Annotated in this window: 18 protein-coding genes and 1 riboswitch; of the genes, 4 read left to right on the forward strand and 14 right to left on the reverse strand. The window is 46.6% G+C overall.

Going from position 1 to position 17,405, the window contains the following annotated elements:
• Nucleotides 1-63 precede the first annotated feature (63 nt).
• The 3 genes from LBPC_RS11200 to groES all read right to left on the reverse strand — a co-directional run bounded on the left by LBPC_RS11200 (nucleotide 64) and on the right by groES (nucleotide 2,977).
• A complete protein-coding gene (locus tag LBPC_RS11200) occupies nucleotides 64-408 on the reverse strand; it encodes a DUF1827 family protein (RefSeq protein ID WP_003567020.1) in 345 nt (114 codons plus the stop codon).
• A gap of 616 nt (nucleotides 409-1,024) precedes the next feature.
• A complete protein-coding gene (gene groL / locus LBPC_RS11205) occupies nucleotides 1,025-2,659 on the reverse strand; it encodes a chaperonin GroEL (RefSeq protein ID WP_003567042.1) in 1,635 nt (544 codons plus the stop codon).
• Between the two features lie 36 nt (nucleotides 2,660-2,695).
• Nucleotides 2,696-2,977, reverse strand: coding sequence for a co-chaperone GroES (groES, locus tag LBPC_RS11210; RefSeq protein ID WP_003567052.1), 282 nt, complete (start codon nucleotides 2,975-2,977; stop codon nucleotides 2,696-2,698).
• 151 nt (nucleotides 2,978-3,128) lie between these two features.
• Here groES and LBPC_RS11215 point away from each other — a divergent pair, with 151 nt between their 5' ends.
• Both LBPC_RS11215 and LBPC_RS11220 read left to right on the forward strand, forming a co-directional pair.
• Nucleotides 3,129-3,773, forward strand: a complete 645-nt coding sequence (locus LBPC_RS11215; RefSeq protein ID WP_003567053.1) for a CPBP family intramembrane glutamic endopeptidase — start codon at nucleotides 3,129-3,131, stop codon at nucleotides 3,771-3,773.
• Nucleotides 3,774-3,853: 80 nt separating this feature from the next.
• Complete coding sequence (locus tag LBPC_RS11220) at nucleotides 3,854-4,912, forward strand: LCP family glycopolymer transferase (protein ID WP_003576133.1); 1,059 nt, start codon at nucleotides 3,854-3,856, stop codon at nucleotides 4,910-4,912.
• A gap of 61 nt (nucleotides 4,913-4,973) precedes the next feature.
• Here LBPC_RS11220 and LBPC_RS11225 read toward each other — a convergent pair whose 3' ends face one another.
• The 4 genes from LBPC_RS11225 to LBPC_RS11240 form a co-directional block, all read right to left on the reverse strand.
• Nucleotides 4,974-6,002 carry a hypothetical protein gene (locus LBPC_RS11225; protein WP_003580611.1) on the reverse strand — a complete coding sequence of 343 codons (1,029 nt, stop codon included), beginning with the start codon at nucleotides 6,000-6,002 and terminating at the stop codon, nucleotides 4,974-4,976.
• The gene (locus LBPC_RS11230) at nucleotides 6,003-6,890 is read right to left on the reverse strand and encodes an ATP-binding cassette domain-containing protein (RefSeq protein WP_003603162.1); all 888 of its coding nucleotides are present in this window, start codon (nucleotides 6,888-6,890) and stop codon (nucleotides 6,003-6,005) included. It lies immediately after the preceding gene.
• The gene (locus tag LBPC_RS11235) at nucleotides 6,887-7,252 is read right to left on the reverse strand and encodes a GntR family transcriptional regulator (protein WP_003567064.1); all 366 of its coding nucleotides are present in this window, start codon (nucleotides 7,250-7,252) and stop codon (nucleotides 6,887-6,889) included. Before LBPC_RS11235 ends, LBPC_RS11230 begins: the two co-directional genes overlap by 4 nt.
• A gap of 141 nt (nucleotides 7,253-7,393) precedes the next feature.
• The gene (locus LBPC_RS11240; protein WP_003567066.1) at nucleotides 7,394-8,047 is read right to left on the reverse strand and encodes a redox-sensing transcriptional repressor Rex; all 654 of its coding nucleotides are present in this window, start codon (nucleotides 8,045-8,047) and stop codon (nucleotides 7,394-7,396) included.
• Between the two features lie 217 nt (nucleotides 8,048-8,264).
• Between LBPC_RS11240 and LBPC_RS11245 the strand changes: the two genes are divergently transcribed.
• A complete protein-coding gene (locus LBPC_RS11245; RefSeq protein WP_003580616.1) occupies nucleotides 8,265-10,217 on the forward strand; it encodes an ABC-F family ATP-binding cassette domain-containing protein in 1,953 nt (650 codons plus the stop codon).
• Nucleotides 10,218-10,493: 276 nt separating this feature from the next.
• Here the strand turns inward: LBPC_RS11245 and LBPC_RS11250 are convergent, their stop codons facing one another.
• From LBPC_RS11250 to LBPC_RS11275, 6 genes are all read right to left on the reverse strand, one after another.
• On the reverse strand, nucleotides 10,494-10,829 hold the full coding sequence (locus LBPC_RS11250) for a PTS sugar transporter subunit IIB (RefSeq protein WP_003567071.1): 336 nt from the start codon (nucleotides 10,827-10,829) through the stop codon (nucleotides 10,494-10,496).
• A gap of 95 nt (nucleotides 10,830-10,924) precedes the next feature.
• Complete coding sequence (gene tsaD, locus LBPC_RS11255) at nucleotides 10,925-11,950, reverse strand: tRNA (adenosine(37)-N6)-threonylcarbamoyltransferase complex transferase subunit TsaD (RefSeq protein ID WP_003567073.1); 1,026 nt, start codon at nucleotides 11,948-11,950, stop codon at nucleotides 10,925-10,927.
• Nucleotides 11,951-11,983: 33 nt separating this feature from the next.
• Nucleotides 11,984-12,517 carry a ribosomal protein S18-alanine N-acetyltransferase gene (rimI, locus tag LBPC_RS11260; RefSeq protein WP_003567075.1) on the reverse strand — a complete coding sequence of 178 codons (534 nt, stop codon included), beginning with the start codon at nucleotides 12,515-12,517 and terminating at the stop codon, nucleotides 11,984-11,986.
• On the reverse strand, nucleotides 12,501-13,223 hold the full coding sequence (gene tsaB, locus LBPC_RS11265; RefSeq protein ID WP_003567077.1) for a tRNA (adenosine(37)-N6)-threonylcarbamoyltransferase complex dimerization subunit type 1 TsaB: 723 nt from the start codon (nucleotides 13,221-13,223) through the stop codon (nucleotides 12,501-12,503). The genes rimI and tsaB overlap by 17 nt, the downstream gene beginning before the upstream one ends.
• Before the next feature lie 483 nt (nucleotides 13,224-13,706).
• Complete coding sequence (locus LBPC_RS11270; protein ID WP_003661866.1) at nucleotides 13,707-14,312, reverse strand: hypothetical protein; 606 nt, start codon at nucleotides 14,310-14,312, stop codon at nucleotides 13,707-13,709.
• Between the two features lie 231 nt (nucleotides 14,313-14,543).
• Nucleotides 14,544-15,062: a folate family ECF transporter S component gene (locus LBPC_RS11275; RefSeq protein WP_003567081.1), complete on the reverse strand. Its 519-nt coding sequence runs from the start codon at nucleotides 15,060-15,062 to the stop codon at nucleotides 14,544-14,546.
• A gap of 36 nt (nucleotides 15,063-15,098) precedes the next feature.
• Nucleotides 15,099-15,193: riboswitch (THF riboswitch) on the reverse strand.
• 352 nt (nucleotides 15,194-15,545) lie between these two features.
• On the opposite strand from LBPC_RS11275, the gene LBPC_RS11280 reads away from it, so the two are divergent.
• Entirely contained in the window at nucleotides 15,546-16,526 is a 981-nt protein-coding gene (locus LBPC_RS11280; protein WP_003603167.1) for an asparaginase, read from the forward strand.
• 95 nt (nucleotides 16,527-16,621) lie between these two features.
• On the opposite strand, the gene LBPC_RS11285 is transcribed toward LBPC_RS11280, so the two are convergent.
• Nucleotides 16,622-17,365 carry an acyl-[acyl-carrier-protein] thioesterase gene (locus LBPC_RS11285; RefSeq protein ID WP_003567089.1) on the reverse strand — a complete coding sequence of 248 codons (744 nt, stop codon included), beginning with the start codon at nucleotides 17,363-17,365 and terminating at the stop codon, nucleotides 16,622-16,624.
• Nucleotides 17,366-17,405: the final 40 nt, after the last annotated feature.

Genomic DNA, 17,405 nt, shown 5'->3' on the forward strand with positions numbered 1-17,405 from the left:
TGATGTGCAAAAAAGCAAAAACGGCCACCTTCTCGGTGATGCCCGGGAAAGTGGTCGTTTTCGTTACGCCTTTTCGATAATCACAACATCATGGACCTTCAACTTGCGATGAACCTCGTGCTCGATCTCGCTTTTAGCAGCGTGGTCAATTTTAAGGTCAGCTTTAGGCGTATCAGGCAACAGTTTTTCCAAGACAAAATCAATCTCAGCATCTTTAATGGTGCGTTTGTCGTGGGTCAAGACGACATCGACTTGGTCAAATCCTTCAACGTAATAAACATGAACAGATCCTAACGTATATAATTCAAAAAACTTAACCGGCTTTCGATTATAAAGATACCGCATTGTGTTCGGTAACATTTTGTGCAAGCTGGCGTTAAGCCGAATGGGATTTTGAATCAGCTTCATCAAATCGCCCCTTTTTTTGTGTGTGAGCGTGAACCAGCGCGGTAGAAACCGGAGTGTAAGCGGCCTTGAACGTGATGGTCGGGTTGTGACCATTGCGTTCAAGATCCTTACACGCAGGTTGCTGCGCTGGCGAACGCGTTATGACTGAGCGTGAGCTTGCCCGGTTAGAAACCGGAGTATAAGTGGCCTCAAGTGCATTGGCCGGGCTTTGGCCAGTGTGCTTGAGGTCCTTATACGCAGGTTTCTGGGCAAGCGAACGCGTTATGACTGAGCGTGAGCCAGCGCGGTAGAAACCGGAGTGTAAGCGGCCTTGAACGTGATGGTCGGGTTGTGACCATTGCGTTCAAGGTCCTTACACGCAGGTTGCTGCGCTGGCGAACGCGTTATGACCGCGACATCGCTTTGATGTCCACGGCTGATGATCTTATTAATTAACCATCATACAACATGAAACCATCTTTATTTTACCAATGAATGCCCCTTAGTGACTAATGATTAGGCACAGAAATGTTAATTAACTTCATAAAGTGACCTTGAAAACTTGAAAAGCACACTATGTAAACAACAAAAGCACCGGCGCATAAGCCAGTGCTTTTGTTGAACGCATAGGCAGAAATTACATCATACCGCCCATGCCTGCTGCTGGGTTAGCACCAGCGGCAGCATTATTATTTGCATTTGGATCTGGCTTGTCAGCAACAACGGCTTCAGTCGTCAGCATCAAAGCAGCAACGGAAGCGGCGTTTTGCAATGCAGAACGGGTCACTTTGGTTGGGTCAATAATACCTGACTTAGCCATATCTTCCCATTCATCAGTAGCGGCATTGTAACCAACGCCTTGCTTTTCCTTCTTCAGCTGTTCAACGATGACAGAACCTTCTTTGCCGGCGTTCTCAGCAATCTGGCGAACAGGTTCCTCAAGCGCACGTAGCACGATGTTGATCCCGGTTTGAACGTCGCCTTCTTCTTTCAAAGCAGCAACTGCAGGCAAAACATCTACCAGAGCTGTACCGCCGCCAGCAACGTAACCTTCTTCAACCGCGGCACGGGTCGCATTCAAAGCATCTTCGATCCGATACTTGCGTTCCTTCAATTCAGTTTCAGTAGCGGCACCAACCTTGACAACCGCAACACCGCCAGCTAACTTAGCCAAACGCTCTTGCAACTTTTCACGGTCGAAGTCACTGGTCGTGTCATCAATTTGCTTCTTGATGATATTAACCCGTTCAGCAATGGCATCCTTAGAGCCAGCGCCATCAACAATCGTGGTGTTGTCCTTGGTAACCGTTACCTTGCCGGCACGACCCAATTGTTCAAGCTTGGTGTCTTTAAGATCCAAGCCAAGGTCAGAACTGATCACGGTACCACCAGTCAAGGTAGCGATATCTTCAAGTTGAGCCTTACGCCGATCACCAAAGCCAGGGGCCTTAACCGCAACAACATTGAAGGTACCACGAATCTTGTTCAGAACTAAGGTTGGCAATGCTTCACCAGCAACGTCGTCAGCAATGATCAACAGTGCCTTACCTTGTTGAACGATTTCTTGTAACAGCGGCAAAATGTCCTGAATATTGGAAATCTTTTTGTCGGTGATCAAGATATAAGGATCGTCAAGGTCAGCTTCCATCTTATCATTATCAGTGACCATGTACTGGCTCAGATAGCCGCGATCAAACTGCATCCCTTCAACAACAGAGAGTTCAGTGTCAATCCCTTTGCTTTCTTCAATGGTAATCACACCATCGTGGCCAACTTTTTCCATGGCGTCGGCAATCAGACTACCAACTTCTGTATTTGAGGAAGAAACGGACGCAACCTGCGCGATTTCTTTCTTACCATTAACTTTGTGGCTAATCTTGTGCAATTCGTCAACGGCAGCCTTAGTTGCTTTTTCAATCCCTGTGCGAATGCCAACAGGATTAGCACCGGCTGTAACGTTCTTCATGCCTTCGCGGATAATACTTTGTGCCAAAACCGTTGCGGTTGTGGTACCATCACCAGCAATGTCATTTGTCTTGGAAGCAACTTCGGCAACCAACTTGGCGCCCATGTTTTCGTAGTGATCTTCCAAGTCAATGGACTTCGCAATTGTGACACCGTCATTGGTAATTTCCGGTGAGCCATAGCTCTTGTCCAAAACAACGTTGCGGCCTTTTGGTCCTAAGGTTGTCTTAACTGTGTTTGCCAACTGATCAACGCCGCGCAGCATTGCAGCACGTGCGTCTTCAGAGAATTTAATTTCTTTTGCCATTGTTTTTATTCACCTCAAAATTGATCGATTATTTAGTTACGCAATTGCCATGATGTCTTTTTCATGCAATACAAGGTAGTCTTGACCTTCATACTTCACTTCAGAGCCGGCGTATTTGTCGTATAATACAGTATCGCCAACTTTGACGGCCATTGGCAAACGCTTGCCTTCTGGTGTCAAAGCGCCTTCACCTACTGCAACAACTTTGCCGGTTTGCGGCTTTTGTTTTGCGTTGTTGGCTAAAACGATGCCGCCAACTGTCTGCTCCTCTTCTTCAACGACCTCGACAATCACGCGATCTCCTAATGGTTTTAACAAGGCAATCCCTCCACATTACATTTTTTGATTTAGCACTCGTTATGTCTAAGTGCTAACTACAGAAGTAACTATAACGAGTTTTACGGTTGAATGCAACCCCAAACCGTGGAATGTTATACTTATTCCAGACATTTTTTTAAAGGAGCTCTTTATGTCACTACAAAAACATGGACTTTCCATTATTGGTGCCTATTTAGTGGCGCTGATTGGTAACTTGCTGATTTTCCAAATCTTACCCGTTGGCCGACTCAGCTTAGGTCTTGCTACTGTGATCAGTGTGCTGGCGATGATTGCCGCTGGATTCAGTGAGCGGCAGTTAGTCATTGCCAACGCCATCGAAGAACCTGGGGTTGCCGCCCCACAACAACGGGTTTTCTGGGGACTAATCGGTATCGTTGGCGTTTTGGTCGCTCAGCTTGTGGGTTCATGGCTAGAAACATTTTTATTCAAAATACCGCAAACTAGCAGCCTGATTCACCAGCAGCTGTCCAGTATGGCAACTAATCCGTGGTATTTCCTAGTGATCGGATTGGCTATTCCTGTGTTGGAAGAGCTAACCTATCGCAAAGTTCTATTCGGTAATCTTGTGAATGTCACCGGTATCTTTGGCGGTGCCTTGATCACTAGTCTCCTGTTTGCTTTAACGCAACCGGGTGGACACTGGTTAAGCGCCACATTGGTTGGACTTGTTCTTGCATATGATTATCGACACACTGGCGCAGTCAGCACGGCTATTATCGCCCGCCTTGGATCTTTGTGGGTGGTTTGGCTTTACTATCTCGCCCACACCCTATAATCGTAATCGAATATTAACCTTGACCCCTGCTTTCATCCCTTATAATAGAAATAATGATTTTGTGAAGGAGCAGTTCAAACATGGAGACACGTTCTAATCGCCGCCAACAACAACAGAAGCCGAGGCGTTTTCGCTGGGGCAAATTGATCGGCCTAATCGTTGTGGTTGGTCTGTTCACAACAGGTGCGTATGCCTTGCGGTTATACAGTCAGGCAAAATATGCCATCAATAATACATATCATGCGACCAAACATGTCAGTACCGACATTGCTAACAAGAAGCCGTTCGCCGTTTTGCTACTAGGCGTCGATACTGGTGCTGATGGTCGGATTGAAAAGGGCAACTCTGATACCATGATTGTTGCTGTCGTTAATCCTAAAACCAAGAAAACAACCATGGTCAGTATCCCGCGTGACACCGCTGCAGAGTTAATTGGCACAAAGGAATTCAACATGCAGAAGATCAATGCCGCGTACAACGTTGGCGGTTCGGACATGGCGATCAACACTGTTTCCAAGCTGGTCAATGTCCCGATTTCTTACTACCTAACAATCAACATGGGTGCGCTTGAAAAAGTCGTCAATGCTGTCGGCGGTATTGATGTCGTCGTACCGTTTTCCTTTCAGGATCCATACACTGGCAACCAGAAGTTCACGAAAGGCCCCATGCATCTCAATGGCAATATGGCGCTGGCATATTCACGGATGCGTCACTCTGACCCAGAGGGCGATTATGGCCGACAGAAGCGGCAGCAACAAGTCATCAAGGCCATTCTCAAAAAAGCAATTTCTGTTGGATCACTTGGCAATTTTACCAAGCTCATGGACACTATCTCAAAAAATATTGCCACGAATATGAGTTTTGATGATATGCAAAGTATTTTCTTGAATTACCGTGACGCCGCCAAAACAGTTTCGACTGATCATTTGCAAGGTGTCAACGCATGGGTCGGTGATGGTGCTTACCAGATTGCTTCCGACGCTGAGATGCAACGAATCTCCAACAAACTTCGGACAGCTCTGGGGCTGCAAACCGAAACCATCAGCAATGAAGAGACAAAACAAAATGCGAAGAACACGCAGTTTGACTTTAAGGCAACCACGGACCAAAACTACATTATCTTTACCCCGTATGATTGATCATTCAAAAACACCCGCAGATTTCACTGTCCGCGGGTGTTTTTGCGCTTAAATTCAAGATTCAAGCAAGTTTCTTCTGGGGTCGTTCCCGATACCACCACCAGAAACCAAGAGCAAGAATGGCTATGATTGAAACGGTATAAGAAAGCAGCTCATTGTTTAACAGCCACTGACCAAGCCCGTATGGTATGACAGCCAATGCATATATCATGACCACCCAGCGTAATTTTGGCAGTAAGAGAACATTGCCCGCATTTTCCAGCGAAATGTGGTCAAATAACCACCGCGTCGCAAAATAGCCGATAATACTGATAACCATCGCGGCAATAAAGTAGGCAAAAAATAAGTTGTTGCCTGATAACCGGACTGGATTCGACCGCATCGTTGAATAGATCAGTCGATCTGCTGCAGTTGCCCCAAACCACGTACCGAACAGCCCGAAGACCCCCATCCAAAACGGTGACGCGAAAATCGTACCAATGGCGGTGCCGATTGTATACATGAAACTAACAACCGCTATATTCATGAGCAAAACACCTAAAAGATTCATCCCACTCAATCCGACATACATAGCAGGAATGGCAACATAATAACCTATGATGGTGATCCCTGAGCCAAGCATCATCACACCAAGAAGACTCAGAAAACCATACCAATAACGTGTTGCAAATACCCTTCTTCGGCGAAACCCACTACTGAAAATGGCTGCATTAAAACCACTCGCTTGGTCAATACTGGCTATTGCTAAACCGACTATTAGCGGAATCAAATACGAGACAACCGTGAAAAAGCGACCACTAATAAGGTCAGACAAAAGTTGCCCTTTTTGATTTGGAATAAAAAGATGACGCTGGTCTTCCCGATACTCTTCATAACTTTTATTGTTATAAAAAGTAAGGTGATTTTTCTTGGCCTCTTGTTTACTTTCTTCAAACTGCGCTAAGTCCATGACGTATTTTTGCTCGTTATGATAATTTTGTATGCTTTGACCCAAATTCACCGCTGACAGCAACAGTGCAAAGACTACCATCACCCGCAACAAAACTTTATGTCGCGATCTTACCAGTTTCAATAAACGATCTTCACCCATTTATTTCACCTCCGCGTTTTTGGCGCGAAACTCAACTTTAAATAAATCAGATAGCGATAACGGCAAACTCTCATTCAGCACGGGTTCTTCGGCGGCAATCGCGGCCTTGACTTCAGGTGTGAAATGCGGGAAAACCGCTTCGATCACGCGTCCACGAATGGTCAGAATCCGACCTTGTTCCCTGATCACATCAGGAATCGCCTTGGTTTTGAAAACTAACTGCAGCTTGATCGCCTGCTGTCTGACGTCCTCTAGCGTCAAGTCCTGACTGATCCGACCGGCTTTAACGAACAAAACGCGATCTGACAAGCCGTCTAATTCGACTAGATTATGTGAGGCGATGAGAAAGGTTCGTTTACCATCAGCAACAGCATCTACCACCAAATTGACAATCCGCTCGCGAATCAGCAAATCCAACCCATCAAATGGTTCATCCAGAAAAACATACGGTGCCCCGCTCGCCAGCGCCAACGCCACCATCACCAATGCCTGGTAACCTTTTGAAAGACTCTGAAAACGTTGTGATCCTTGCAGGCCGAACTTTTTGATTAGCGCCATAAACCGCGCTTGATCAAACGTCGCATAGAGCAATTGATAATCGCCGGCGATTTTATCCAGCCGGTATTTACGGAAGAAGAGATGTTGATTATCAAGGTAAAAAAGATTTTCGCGTTGTTCCGGATGGTCGGTCAAGTCCTGTTCATCCAACTCAATGGTGCCCCCGTCCGCACGATATTGATGCGTCACTGTTCGGAAGATGGTCGTTTTCCCAATACCGTTAGGCCCGACAAGCCCGACCACCTGCCCTAGTGATAAGGAAAATGTGATGTTATTCAGTACAGCCTGATCGGCAATCTTTTTTTGCAATTTTGTGATCGTTAAACTCATGCTTGTCCCTCCTTCTCATTGAGCCATGCCTGCAGAATGGGAATGCTGATCCCCAAACTCTGCGCTTCAACCACTAAGGCATCAAATTTAGGCCGAAATGCCGCAATATCTTTTGTATTGGCCTGCCTTAACGGTTCGGCAATGAACGAGCCGCGTCCTGGCTCAACATAGATCACGCCATCTGCTTCAAGCTGCTTATAGGCCTTTGCAATCGTGTTGGGATTGAGCTGCTCTTGTTTTGCCATCTCTCGCACCGATGGCAATTTGTCACCTGGCAGCAGCACGCCTTGCACCACTTGTGCTTTAATTTGCAACACAAGGCGCTCGTAGTAAGCCAAATGGGCATACGGATCAGTCGCCATGACCACGCCCCCTTTCGTATTATGTGTACTATTATACGTAGTACACTTAAAAAGGCAAGCGAAAAGAGCAAGTCTTATCGAACGACTTGCTCTCACGTTTTTTCCAAACAAAAAACGCCGACTAGCGGCGTTTTCGACAAATTATGCTTCTGGTTCTTTTAGAGTCGGCCCGTAATGCTCCAAGAAATAAATGAGCGTCTGTAATTCTGTTGCTAGGTCAACGTTTTGCACGCGAACATAACTTGGTACAGAGATGCGAATCGGGGTGAAGTTCATGATGCCCTTGATCCCTGCTTTAACCAAATCATCCGTAATGTGTTGCGCAGCATCAATCGGCACCGTCAAAATCACAATTTCGATTTGCTGATCCTTGATCTGTTTGATCATTTCATCCATGGGATAGATTGGGACACCGCTTTGGATGGTACCAGCTAATTCGGGATTAATATCAAAGCCAGCACTAATCCGAATGTTGTTTGCCTGCCGAAAGTTGTAATTCAACAGCGCGTGACCAAGATTGCCAACACCGACTAACCCGACATTGGTTAACCGATCCTGATTCAGAATCTTTTTAAAGAAATTAAGTAGATCGACGACATCATAGCCGTAACCGCGTTTACCCAATGCACCAAAGTATGAAAAATCACGCCGAATAGTTGCCGAATCAACCTTCACTGCGTCCGACAATTCAGTCGAACTGATCTTGGTTGTTCCGGAATTGGCTAGAAAATTCAGATAACGGTAGTACACGGGCAGGCGTTTTGCCGTTGCTTTGGGGATGATTGTTTCCGCCATATAAGCAAGCCTCCTGTAGAAGTATTCCCACGCAGAACATGTGAGCTGTCCAACATAGTATCTCTTGCTTATATTAGCTGGTTTATAGTGTGAAGGCAAGCGGATACATCTTCACAAGCAAATTTTTTATTATCCAGGGACCATCGGGGAACGCGCGCCGATGAACGAAACTATGGTATATTAGGTTCTAACGATTATTGTGAAAGAAGGTATCCCTGTGATCATTTTGCAGGCGCAACAAGTTGGCCGCAGTTTTAACGGCAATGAATTATTTGCTAACGTCAACTTAGAAATTCAAAACGGCGCGCGCATTGGCTTAGTCGGGCCCAACGGCATTGGCAAGACGACCCTGCTGGAGATCCTGACTGGTATTGCCCCACCCGATGCTGGTCAGGTCACAACCATGAAGAACCTGTCAATTGGTTATTTAGCACAGAATTCAGGACTTGATTCTGACAAAACGATTTTTAAAGAAATGCTGACGGTCTTTGCACCATTACAAGCGATGGCTCGGCAAATACATGACTTAGAAGTTAAACTCGGTGATCCGCAACTCATCGCCGACAAAGAAGCTTTTGCGGCAACGATGAAACAATACGATCAATTGCAACATGACTTTAACGAACAAAATGGTTATGGCTATGAAGCCGAAATTCGTTCCGTTTTACATGGTTTTCAGTTCGGCGAAACGACTTATGACAAGCCGGTTGGCACTTTATCTGGCGGTGAGCGGTCTCGATTGGCGCTGGCGAAGCTGCTACTCGAAAAACACGACTTGATCATCCTTGACGAACCCACCAACCATCTTGACATTGAAACCTTGAGTTGGCTTGAAGGGTACTTAAAAACCTATCCGGGCGCTATTTTAACTGTCAGTCATGACCAATATTTCCTCGATCACGTGGTCACTGAGATCTATGAATTAGATCATCACCACGCGACACATTACAAAACTAACTATAGCGGCTATCTCAAGCAAAAAGCTGATCGTCAAGCTCAAGCTTGGAAGGCTTACAATAAGCAGCAGGAAGAAATTGCCAAGCTGCAGGATTTTGTCGACAAGAATATTGTCCGCGCTAGCACCACCAAACAGGCTCAAGCTCGACGTAAACAATTAGAAAAAATGGATGTGCTTGAAAAACCTGCTGGCGATAATAAGACGGTGCATTTTAACTTTACCCCAACGCGACCAAGCGGTAATGAAGTTTTAAAAGTCGAGCAGGCGACAGTTGGTTATGAGCCGGACAAACCCATGGCTGGCCCGATTGACTTTCAAGTGAATAAGTTTGACCGAATTGCGATCATCGGACCAAATGGTGTCGGTAAATCTACTTTACTGAAAAGTGTTTTGGGAAAAATTCCTTTTCTTAAAGGAGATGCCAAGTTTGGCGCCAATGTCGACGTAGGCTATTACGATCAGGAAATTCAACAGCTTAACCCTAAAAACACTGTCATTGACGAAATCTGGGACGATCACCCGATGATGCCTGAGAAGGATGTCCGGTCCGTGCTCGCGGCCTTCCTTTTTTTGGCGGACGACATTCAAAAACCGGTCAGTGCCTTATCTGGCGGCCAAAAAGCGCGGCTGGAACTCACTAAATTAGCGTTGAAACACGATAATTTCTTAGTGCTTGATGAACCGACCAACCATTTGGACATCAACAGCAAAGAAGTCCTAGAACAGGCCTTAAAAGACTTCAGCGGGACTGTCTTATTTGTTTCGCATGACCGGTACTTCATCAACGAGTTGGCAACAAATGTGGTCGCTATTGCCCCGACCGGCAGCACTACTTATCTGGGCAACTGGGATTACTATCAAGAAAAACTCACCGAAACTCAGGCAGAAGCAGCCGCCGCAGCCGCTGCTCAGCCAACGGCAAAAACTGAAACTGCTGGTGCGACCTCTTACCAGCAGTCCAAAGAAGACGCCCGCGCTGAACGCAAACTTCAGCGGGAAGTGGATGATTTAGAGCAGCAACTTCAAGATCTTAGCCAACAAGAGGCCAAAATTCAAAAAGCGATGACTGCACCAGACGTCCTCAGTGATTATGTCAAAATGCAAACACTGCAGACAGAACTCGAAACAGTTCAAAAACAAACAGCTAAAGTTGAAGACGCTTGGGAAGAAAAGGGCATTCAACTGGAAGATATGCATGCTGATAACAATTAAAACTGCTGTTCTTTAAATTCAAAATAGGCACGGCCAAAGATGGTCCTTGGTCGTGCCAAACTCCGCAATCTCCGGCCAGATGGGGTGGCGACGCATAGCTAGTGCTGTGACGGCGCTTCGAGCCCATCTGGCCTACGATTGCTCCGCCTTGGCACTGGTATCTTTGAGCCTTAAAAAATATCTCCGAGAAAATAATAGGCGAATGATTTTCCTTTTACGGAAAAATCATTCGCCTATTGTTAACTGTCAATGATGTTCCAACACCATTTTTGTTGTCTACTTACTCGAAGCCTTCTCATCAATCAACGCCAAGGCTTGCCGCAAAACCTTTTCACCGTCCATCATCCCATAGGCTCGCATGTCGATAACGGCCATAGGAATATTAGTACCAGCAACTTTAGCGGCAAACTGACTTTCCATAAAGCGTACTTGCGGGCCGAGCATCAGGACAGATACGGGTTCAGATGCAAGTTTATTATCAGCATCTGCTGCTGCCGTTGCGAAAACATCAACATCAAGGCCATCTGCCTCTGCTGCTTTTTTCATCCGTTGTACCAGCATTGAGGTTGACATACCGGCGGAACAGACCAACATAATCGTTTTTTCAGCCATGGGAATCATCCTTTCGTTAACAAACTTATCTATAAGATAAGTCTAACCAAAACAGTTAGGCGGCGTCAACGAAATCGCTGTCGGCCTTGCATTTATTATGAAGCGTGGGTAAAGCTCAATCCTGGATCAGCATTCAAGCTTTCTGAAGCAAGATGCTGCTTCGCCCATTCAATATGAGCAGCCGCGCCAATCATTGCGCCATTATCACCCGTCAAGCGAAGTGGCGGCACAATCACATCGACATCTGGAAAATTCACAGCCAAGGTTTCGTTCATGGCTTCTTTAAGCCCTTGATTGGCTGCAACACCACCGGCCACAATGAGTTGTTTAACCGGATACTGATGCAGTGCCTTTTGCGTTTTGTGAACCAAAACATCGACAACCGCCGCTTGAAAACTCGCGGCTAGATCTTCTCGACTGAGCTCTTGGCCTAACTGATGGGCGTGATGAACCGTGTTGATAACAGCCGATTTCAAGCCACTGAAGCTAAAGTCAAGATTGTCTTCTTTATCCATCGCCCGTGGAAAATGGAAAGTGTCTTGACCAAGATGTGCCAACCGATCAACTTCTTTACCAGCCGGATATGGAATGCCCAGAATCCGACCAACTTTATCGTAAGCCTCACCGGCGGCATCATCACGTGTATCGCCGATGATTTCGAATTCCCCAGCTGATCGCATATAAACCAACTCAGTATGACCGCCTGAAACCGCCAGTGCCAGTAATGGATACGCAAGCGGCTTCACAAAACGGGCGGCATAAATGTGGCCTGCCATGTGATTAACCGGAATTAATGGTAAATGATGAGCGTAGGCAATGGTTTTGGCAGCCGTCACCCCAATTAACAATGCGCCTACCAGCCCTGGGCCGTATGTGACTGCCACCGCGGTCAAATCATCATAAGTGACGCCCGCTTCTTTCAACGCTGCATCTGTAACCAACGTAATTTGTTCCACATGATGACGACTGGCTACCTCCGGAACAACACCGCCAAATCGTTGATGACTTTTAATTTGTGTGGCGATGATGTTCGATAAGATTGTGTCACCATTTTCAACGACAGCCACACTGGTTTCGTCGCAGCTGCTTTCAAACGCTAAAATTAATTCCCTTGCCGCCACATTGTTCTCCTCTACAACGACGATAATGATCGATTACGGCAATGGCCGATACATATCAAGTGCATCATCGTGATTGCTGACATAATAACCTTTTTTAATTTTCCCGTCCTGAAAACCGAGCGACCGATACAGATGCTTAGCAATGTCGTTATTCGTCCGCACTTCAAGCGTCATTTTTTGACTGCCATAATCAATCGCCCGGCCAATCATGAACTGCATCAAAAAACGTCCCAGACCCATGTGCTGGTATGCTGGGTCCACCGCGATGTTGGTCACATGGGCCTCACTTAAGGTAAACCAGGTGCCAATTAATGCGACTAACTGACCGGCATCTTCAACAGCCAAATACAACGAATGCCGAACTTTACGCAACTCAGAGAAAAAAGCGTAACGATCCCATGGTGTATCATGATAAATCCGTCGCTCAATCGCTAATGCTGCATCGACATCGTCTTCTGTCATACGCCGCAGTAAATACTCTTTATTGCGAACCGTGATCGTTTGTGGCTTAAAGCTCAATTCATCAGGTGTCGTGCGATCGAACCACGATTTAAACTTTCTCAACATAAACATCATGTCCTCTGCCGGGGTGTGCTTCCAACCAGTTGTGTTCCGCCTCGGTCAGCCGCAGATAACGCGGCACAAAATCATAAACAGACACAGGCGGCAGATCTTTCCCTAATTGTCCTAAACGTAATGCTTGTGGCAAGTTTAGCCAACTCGGTGCAAATTGCGCTAATCCGCCCAAGGTCTCAATAATCTGAGCCCGAAACATAGCCGCATCACTGCCGACAAAGATCACCGGCTGGTGCAAAGTGGCTAATTCAGTGAGCAGTAGTTTTAATGGCACGTGCCGATCTGTAACCACATTGATCAGCCGGCCCTTGTTCCATTGGTAGACACCTGTAAACACATTGTTGCGGCGCGCATTCATAATTGGCACAATCATCGCTTTTGTATCTGTGATGTTGGCGGCAAGCACCGCCAGACTGGAAACGCCAGCTAGGGCAATGTTTAATGTGTAAGCTAATGTTTTCCCTGTCGTCACGGCAATTCGAATGCCAGTATAGGATCCCGGTCCATCTGCGACAATAATCTTATCCAAGTCCTCCGGCTGCAGGCCACTAGCAGCCACTAAATCATCAATCGCTGGCAGTAGTTGCTCACTATGCGTCCGTTTTCGATTAATCGTCGTCTGCGCCAACAACTTATCATTATCTAACACAGCAACTGACATCGCTTCGTTTGAAGTATCAAGCGCTAATAATCGCATCAATAGACCCTCCCTTCTCATGGCATAATCATGGCAATATTCTATCACAAATAAGAGCAGAGCGTGAGCTGGCGCGTTTAGAAACCTCCGAGCTGAACGATAACTGTTTTTCCTTCACTCCCTGAGTTACTTACACACAAGCCTCTGAGCCTCTGGTACCAATTCTATTCTACGCTTTGGGGTTTCCGGTACTCCGAGTTGGCTCCGCGGCGATTCGGGGTGGCGACCGCGAAGCTAGAGTGGTGGGCACAGCTTTGAACCCGCAAAATGCGCGGTTTCAAAGTCTGGCCTTGGTCTAAGCGGAGAAAACCACTCCGCTAAGACCAATCTCACCACTGAGCCCATCACCGCTCCGCCAACTCTCTGTTTTCTACCGGAAAGCAAAAAGCAGAAAGACCATTATCATTTATGATTCAATTATTTAAACCTACATTATTCGGGAATTCCCGTACAAACAGCTTCAAACCTTTTTATGCTCAAATCCTAAAACCAAGCCTCTCCCGGATTCGGTAGCATGCCTGTCATTGCTGCAATGAGCAGGAGCACACTGCCAACAACGTGTAAACCTTGCAGTGCGATTTTTAACCATAACCGTTGATGAATGATCTCATCTGGTGTCCAGTAGAGATCGGTGGCGCTTTGAACACCAGTTGTTTTATTTGCCGCCAGCAAGGCATCACGGAGCCACTTGGCTAGCCATGACCAAGCAACACCTGCAATCATGGCAGCCACGGCCAGCACCCATAGTGCATGATCACGTTCAGTTAAATAGTCAGTCGGAAAGACGTAGAAGTTGCCGATGATGGGTAATTGACCAAATTCGCTATAAAACTGATTGCCAATGGCATATGCAAGCGCCAAGCCACCAACAATACTGCTTATCAGTCCCAATCGCCGCACCCATTTTGCAATTGTATTCTCACGGTACAAATTACGAATGTAAGTCTTGCGTCCGCTGCGCACCTGGTTCGGAAACATCATCTTGTGTGTTGCTAATTGCATCGTCACGATTTTCCGTTCCAACTGCAGTGCCCAAATTCCTGTCCCTACCAACGCCAACACAACCACAATGATTAATCCAGCAAACATAGCAGCCAGCCCTTCTGTTTTTTTTTGAGTTTTCTTATTCTATCAGTTAGGTTTCATGTTGACCACTTTGGGGCACATACTCGATATGGCAGATTGCCAACAATTAAAAACCCCAGACAAGCCGACCATCGTAAAAACATTCAGAAGGTCAATCTGTCTGGGGCTATTTTTAATGTAAAAATACGATCTATGACTGGCTTGTTCAAAGCGCTTGCTTTTATAGCAAATCAATCAAAGGTGGGGACGAATTCGCTCAATGGCTTTTAACGTTCCATAAGACAGTGCCGTTTGGATTGGCAACATGACCACGTTCTTGATCGTTCGCGGCCAGATAATACCTTGCCATGGCGTACCCATGATGTTTAACCATAGTGTTGTCAAAATGATATTGCTAATCAACAAAACCATGCCGACAGCGAGCAATGTCCGAAGAACCGTTACCTTCTTACCGTGGAAAAACATACCGTAAAGCATTGCCGCAATGGCTGCACTGATGGTAAAACCCGGGAAGTTGGCTCCCGGACTGAAGATCATAATTGACAACTGATCGTTCAGCGCAGCAGCGCCGGCCGCCAACCATGGGCCAAAATAATATCCCATGAGGATCGTGGCAAAGAACGCTGGGCTAATCTTGAGCCAAGGGGTTCCGAACGAGAAACGGCCCAGAACGATTTGCATCGCCATCAACATGGCCATATACACCATGTTCCGGGTGGAAAGCTTGGGACTACTAAACGATAATACTTGCATAAGCTGCAATCTCCTTTTTTCGGAGACGCCTAAATATCAGGCGAATGCGGCACCTGCACCGCGACACTTGTCTTCGTCTGCCGTTCACATTCCGTTCCGGCAGCACTTAACGCGCAGGTTCCTACTCCTAGATTTTGTCACGAGACATATCGTACACCGAAAGTTGTGGAAAGGGAACCCCCGAAATGTTCGCATTCACATTTTTTGTGATCACAGGTGAAAATTGACGTGAAAAATATCTCACGATTTTCTCGGTATTTTCTTGGTTTTTACCAAGTTAGCTGCCAGATTGATTCGCTAAAATAGATTCTCGTAATCATATCTTTCTGGTTGCTCATACTCCCTGAAAAGGGATTCCCTCAACACTTCATTTTAGAAGTGTTTTTTTACACCTAATTATGGGTGTTCGCGCCATTGACTTTAGCTGTTCGCGGCTGCATAAAGAGCCGTATAATGAAATGCGACAACGTTTGAAAGGAAGATATGACCGTGACTAAACATATTCTCGTTTTGCATACGGGTGGTACCATTTCGATGACTGAAAATAGCGAAGGTGACATTATGCCCAGCCAACATAACCCGTTACTTGGTGCTGACAGTTTTGTCCCTGCTGACGTCGAACTCACCACTGAAGAAATTTTCAACCTCCCATCCCCGCACATGACCCCAGAACGGATGCTAGAACTAGTTAAACGCATCCGCCAAGCGGAAAAAGAAGGCAGCGATGGCGTCGTGATCACTCACGGGACGGATACGCTGGAAGAAACCGCCTATTTTCTTGATCTGACCCTTGATTCGGCGATGCCAGTGGTCGTGACAGGCGCTATGCGCTCTAGTAACGAAATCGGCAGCGATGGTCTGGAGAACCTTCAAAGCGCCATTAAAACGGCTGCCAGCGACGACTCACGCAATAAGGGAACGCTCGTTGTCATGAATGACGAAATTCATACCGCTCGGTTCGTGACCAAGACGCACACGACCAATGTGGCTACTTTCCGAACACCAACATTCGGTCCAGTCGGTTTGGTCACCAAAGATGGCGTCCGATTCTTTCAAGAACTGATTAATCAAGAAATCTGTGCGATTGATCACCTCGTCGACAAGGTCTTCCTCATCAAAGCATATGCTGGCATGGATGGTACCTTGTTCGATGCACTGCCTGAAGATACCCACGGCTTGACGATTGAAGCGCTCGGTGCCGGCAATCTACCGCCGAGCACCTTACCTGCCATTCAACGGCTGCTGGATCGCAACATCCCGATTGTTCTCGTTTCCCGCTGTTTTAATGGTGTTGCGCAAGCCGTTTACAATTACGAAGGCGGTGGTGTGCAACTTAAGAAAATGGGCATCATTTTCTGTCAAGGCTTGAATGGCCAAAAGGCACGAATCAAGTTGCAAGTCGGCCTCAGTGACGGCAAACAGGGGCAGGATCTAGCCGACTTCGTGGATAATGCTGTTAGCTGACAATTAACAAATAGCTGGGACTATCCTCGATTTCGAAGACCGCAACGCAAAAACGGCACTAAGCAAAAAAGAGACTTTTGCTTAGTGCCGTTTTACTATGCTTTAAAATCCTGCCAAATCATCTGCGCTTCTGCGTTGACCTGTTCGCCGGTTACGACGCGGTGCAAAGTTTTGGTGGGATCATCCGGATCATGCTGATATTGGGCAACAGGCGTCGTGCCATACGCGACTTCACGTTCATACCGAATATCCGCCCCGCGTAACGTATGGGTACTCAAAAAATCATAGCCAAGACTATTTTCCATCCATTCCAAGTAATGAGCATTGTTGACGTGTCCGTTACTGTCAATATCAAAATAGCGGACATGAAAATCTTCTTGACCATCTGGGGTGGTGATCTTTTTAAGCCGCGGAAATCGCTTGATTTTGCGATCACTGACCGCGCCGACACGCTCCACCAGTTCCGGAATCACGTCCACAATTTTGCGGGTGCGCAGATCCATGATGACCCAGTTGCTATTCACTGTTACCAAGCGCTGCCCTTGCGCATCGTCAATCCAATAATCCCGGTAAGTAAAGAATTTATTGTAAGTCGTCGCCTCGGTCCCCACGCGCAATGGTTCCTCAATTCGCGGCATCCGCTGAATATCCATATGATACTGCGTGATCACCCAACCAGCCTGAAATTCATTAATTGCATCCATCCCGGCATGCAACGTCTCTAACTGGCGCTCCGAAATTTCTAACATGACATTCATCATATTTGCCAATCCGGCGCGACCATACCGATCACCCGCAAAACCGGGAATCCGGTAATCATCTTCGTAGACCTTTCCCATTAGGATGACTCCTCCTTAAATCACACTTGCTGGCACAGAA

It is taken from the genome of Lacticaseibacillus paracasei subsp. paracasei (genome assembly GCF_000829035.1).
GTDB lineage: Bacteria > Bacillota > Bacilli > Lactobacillales > Lactobacillaceae > Lacticaseibacillus > Lacticaseibacillus paracasei.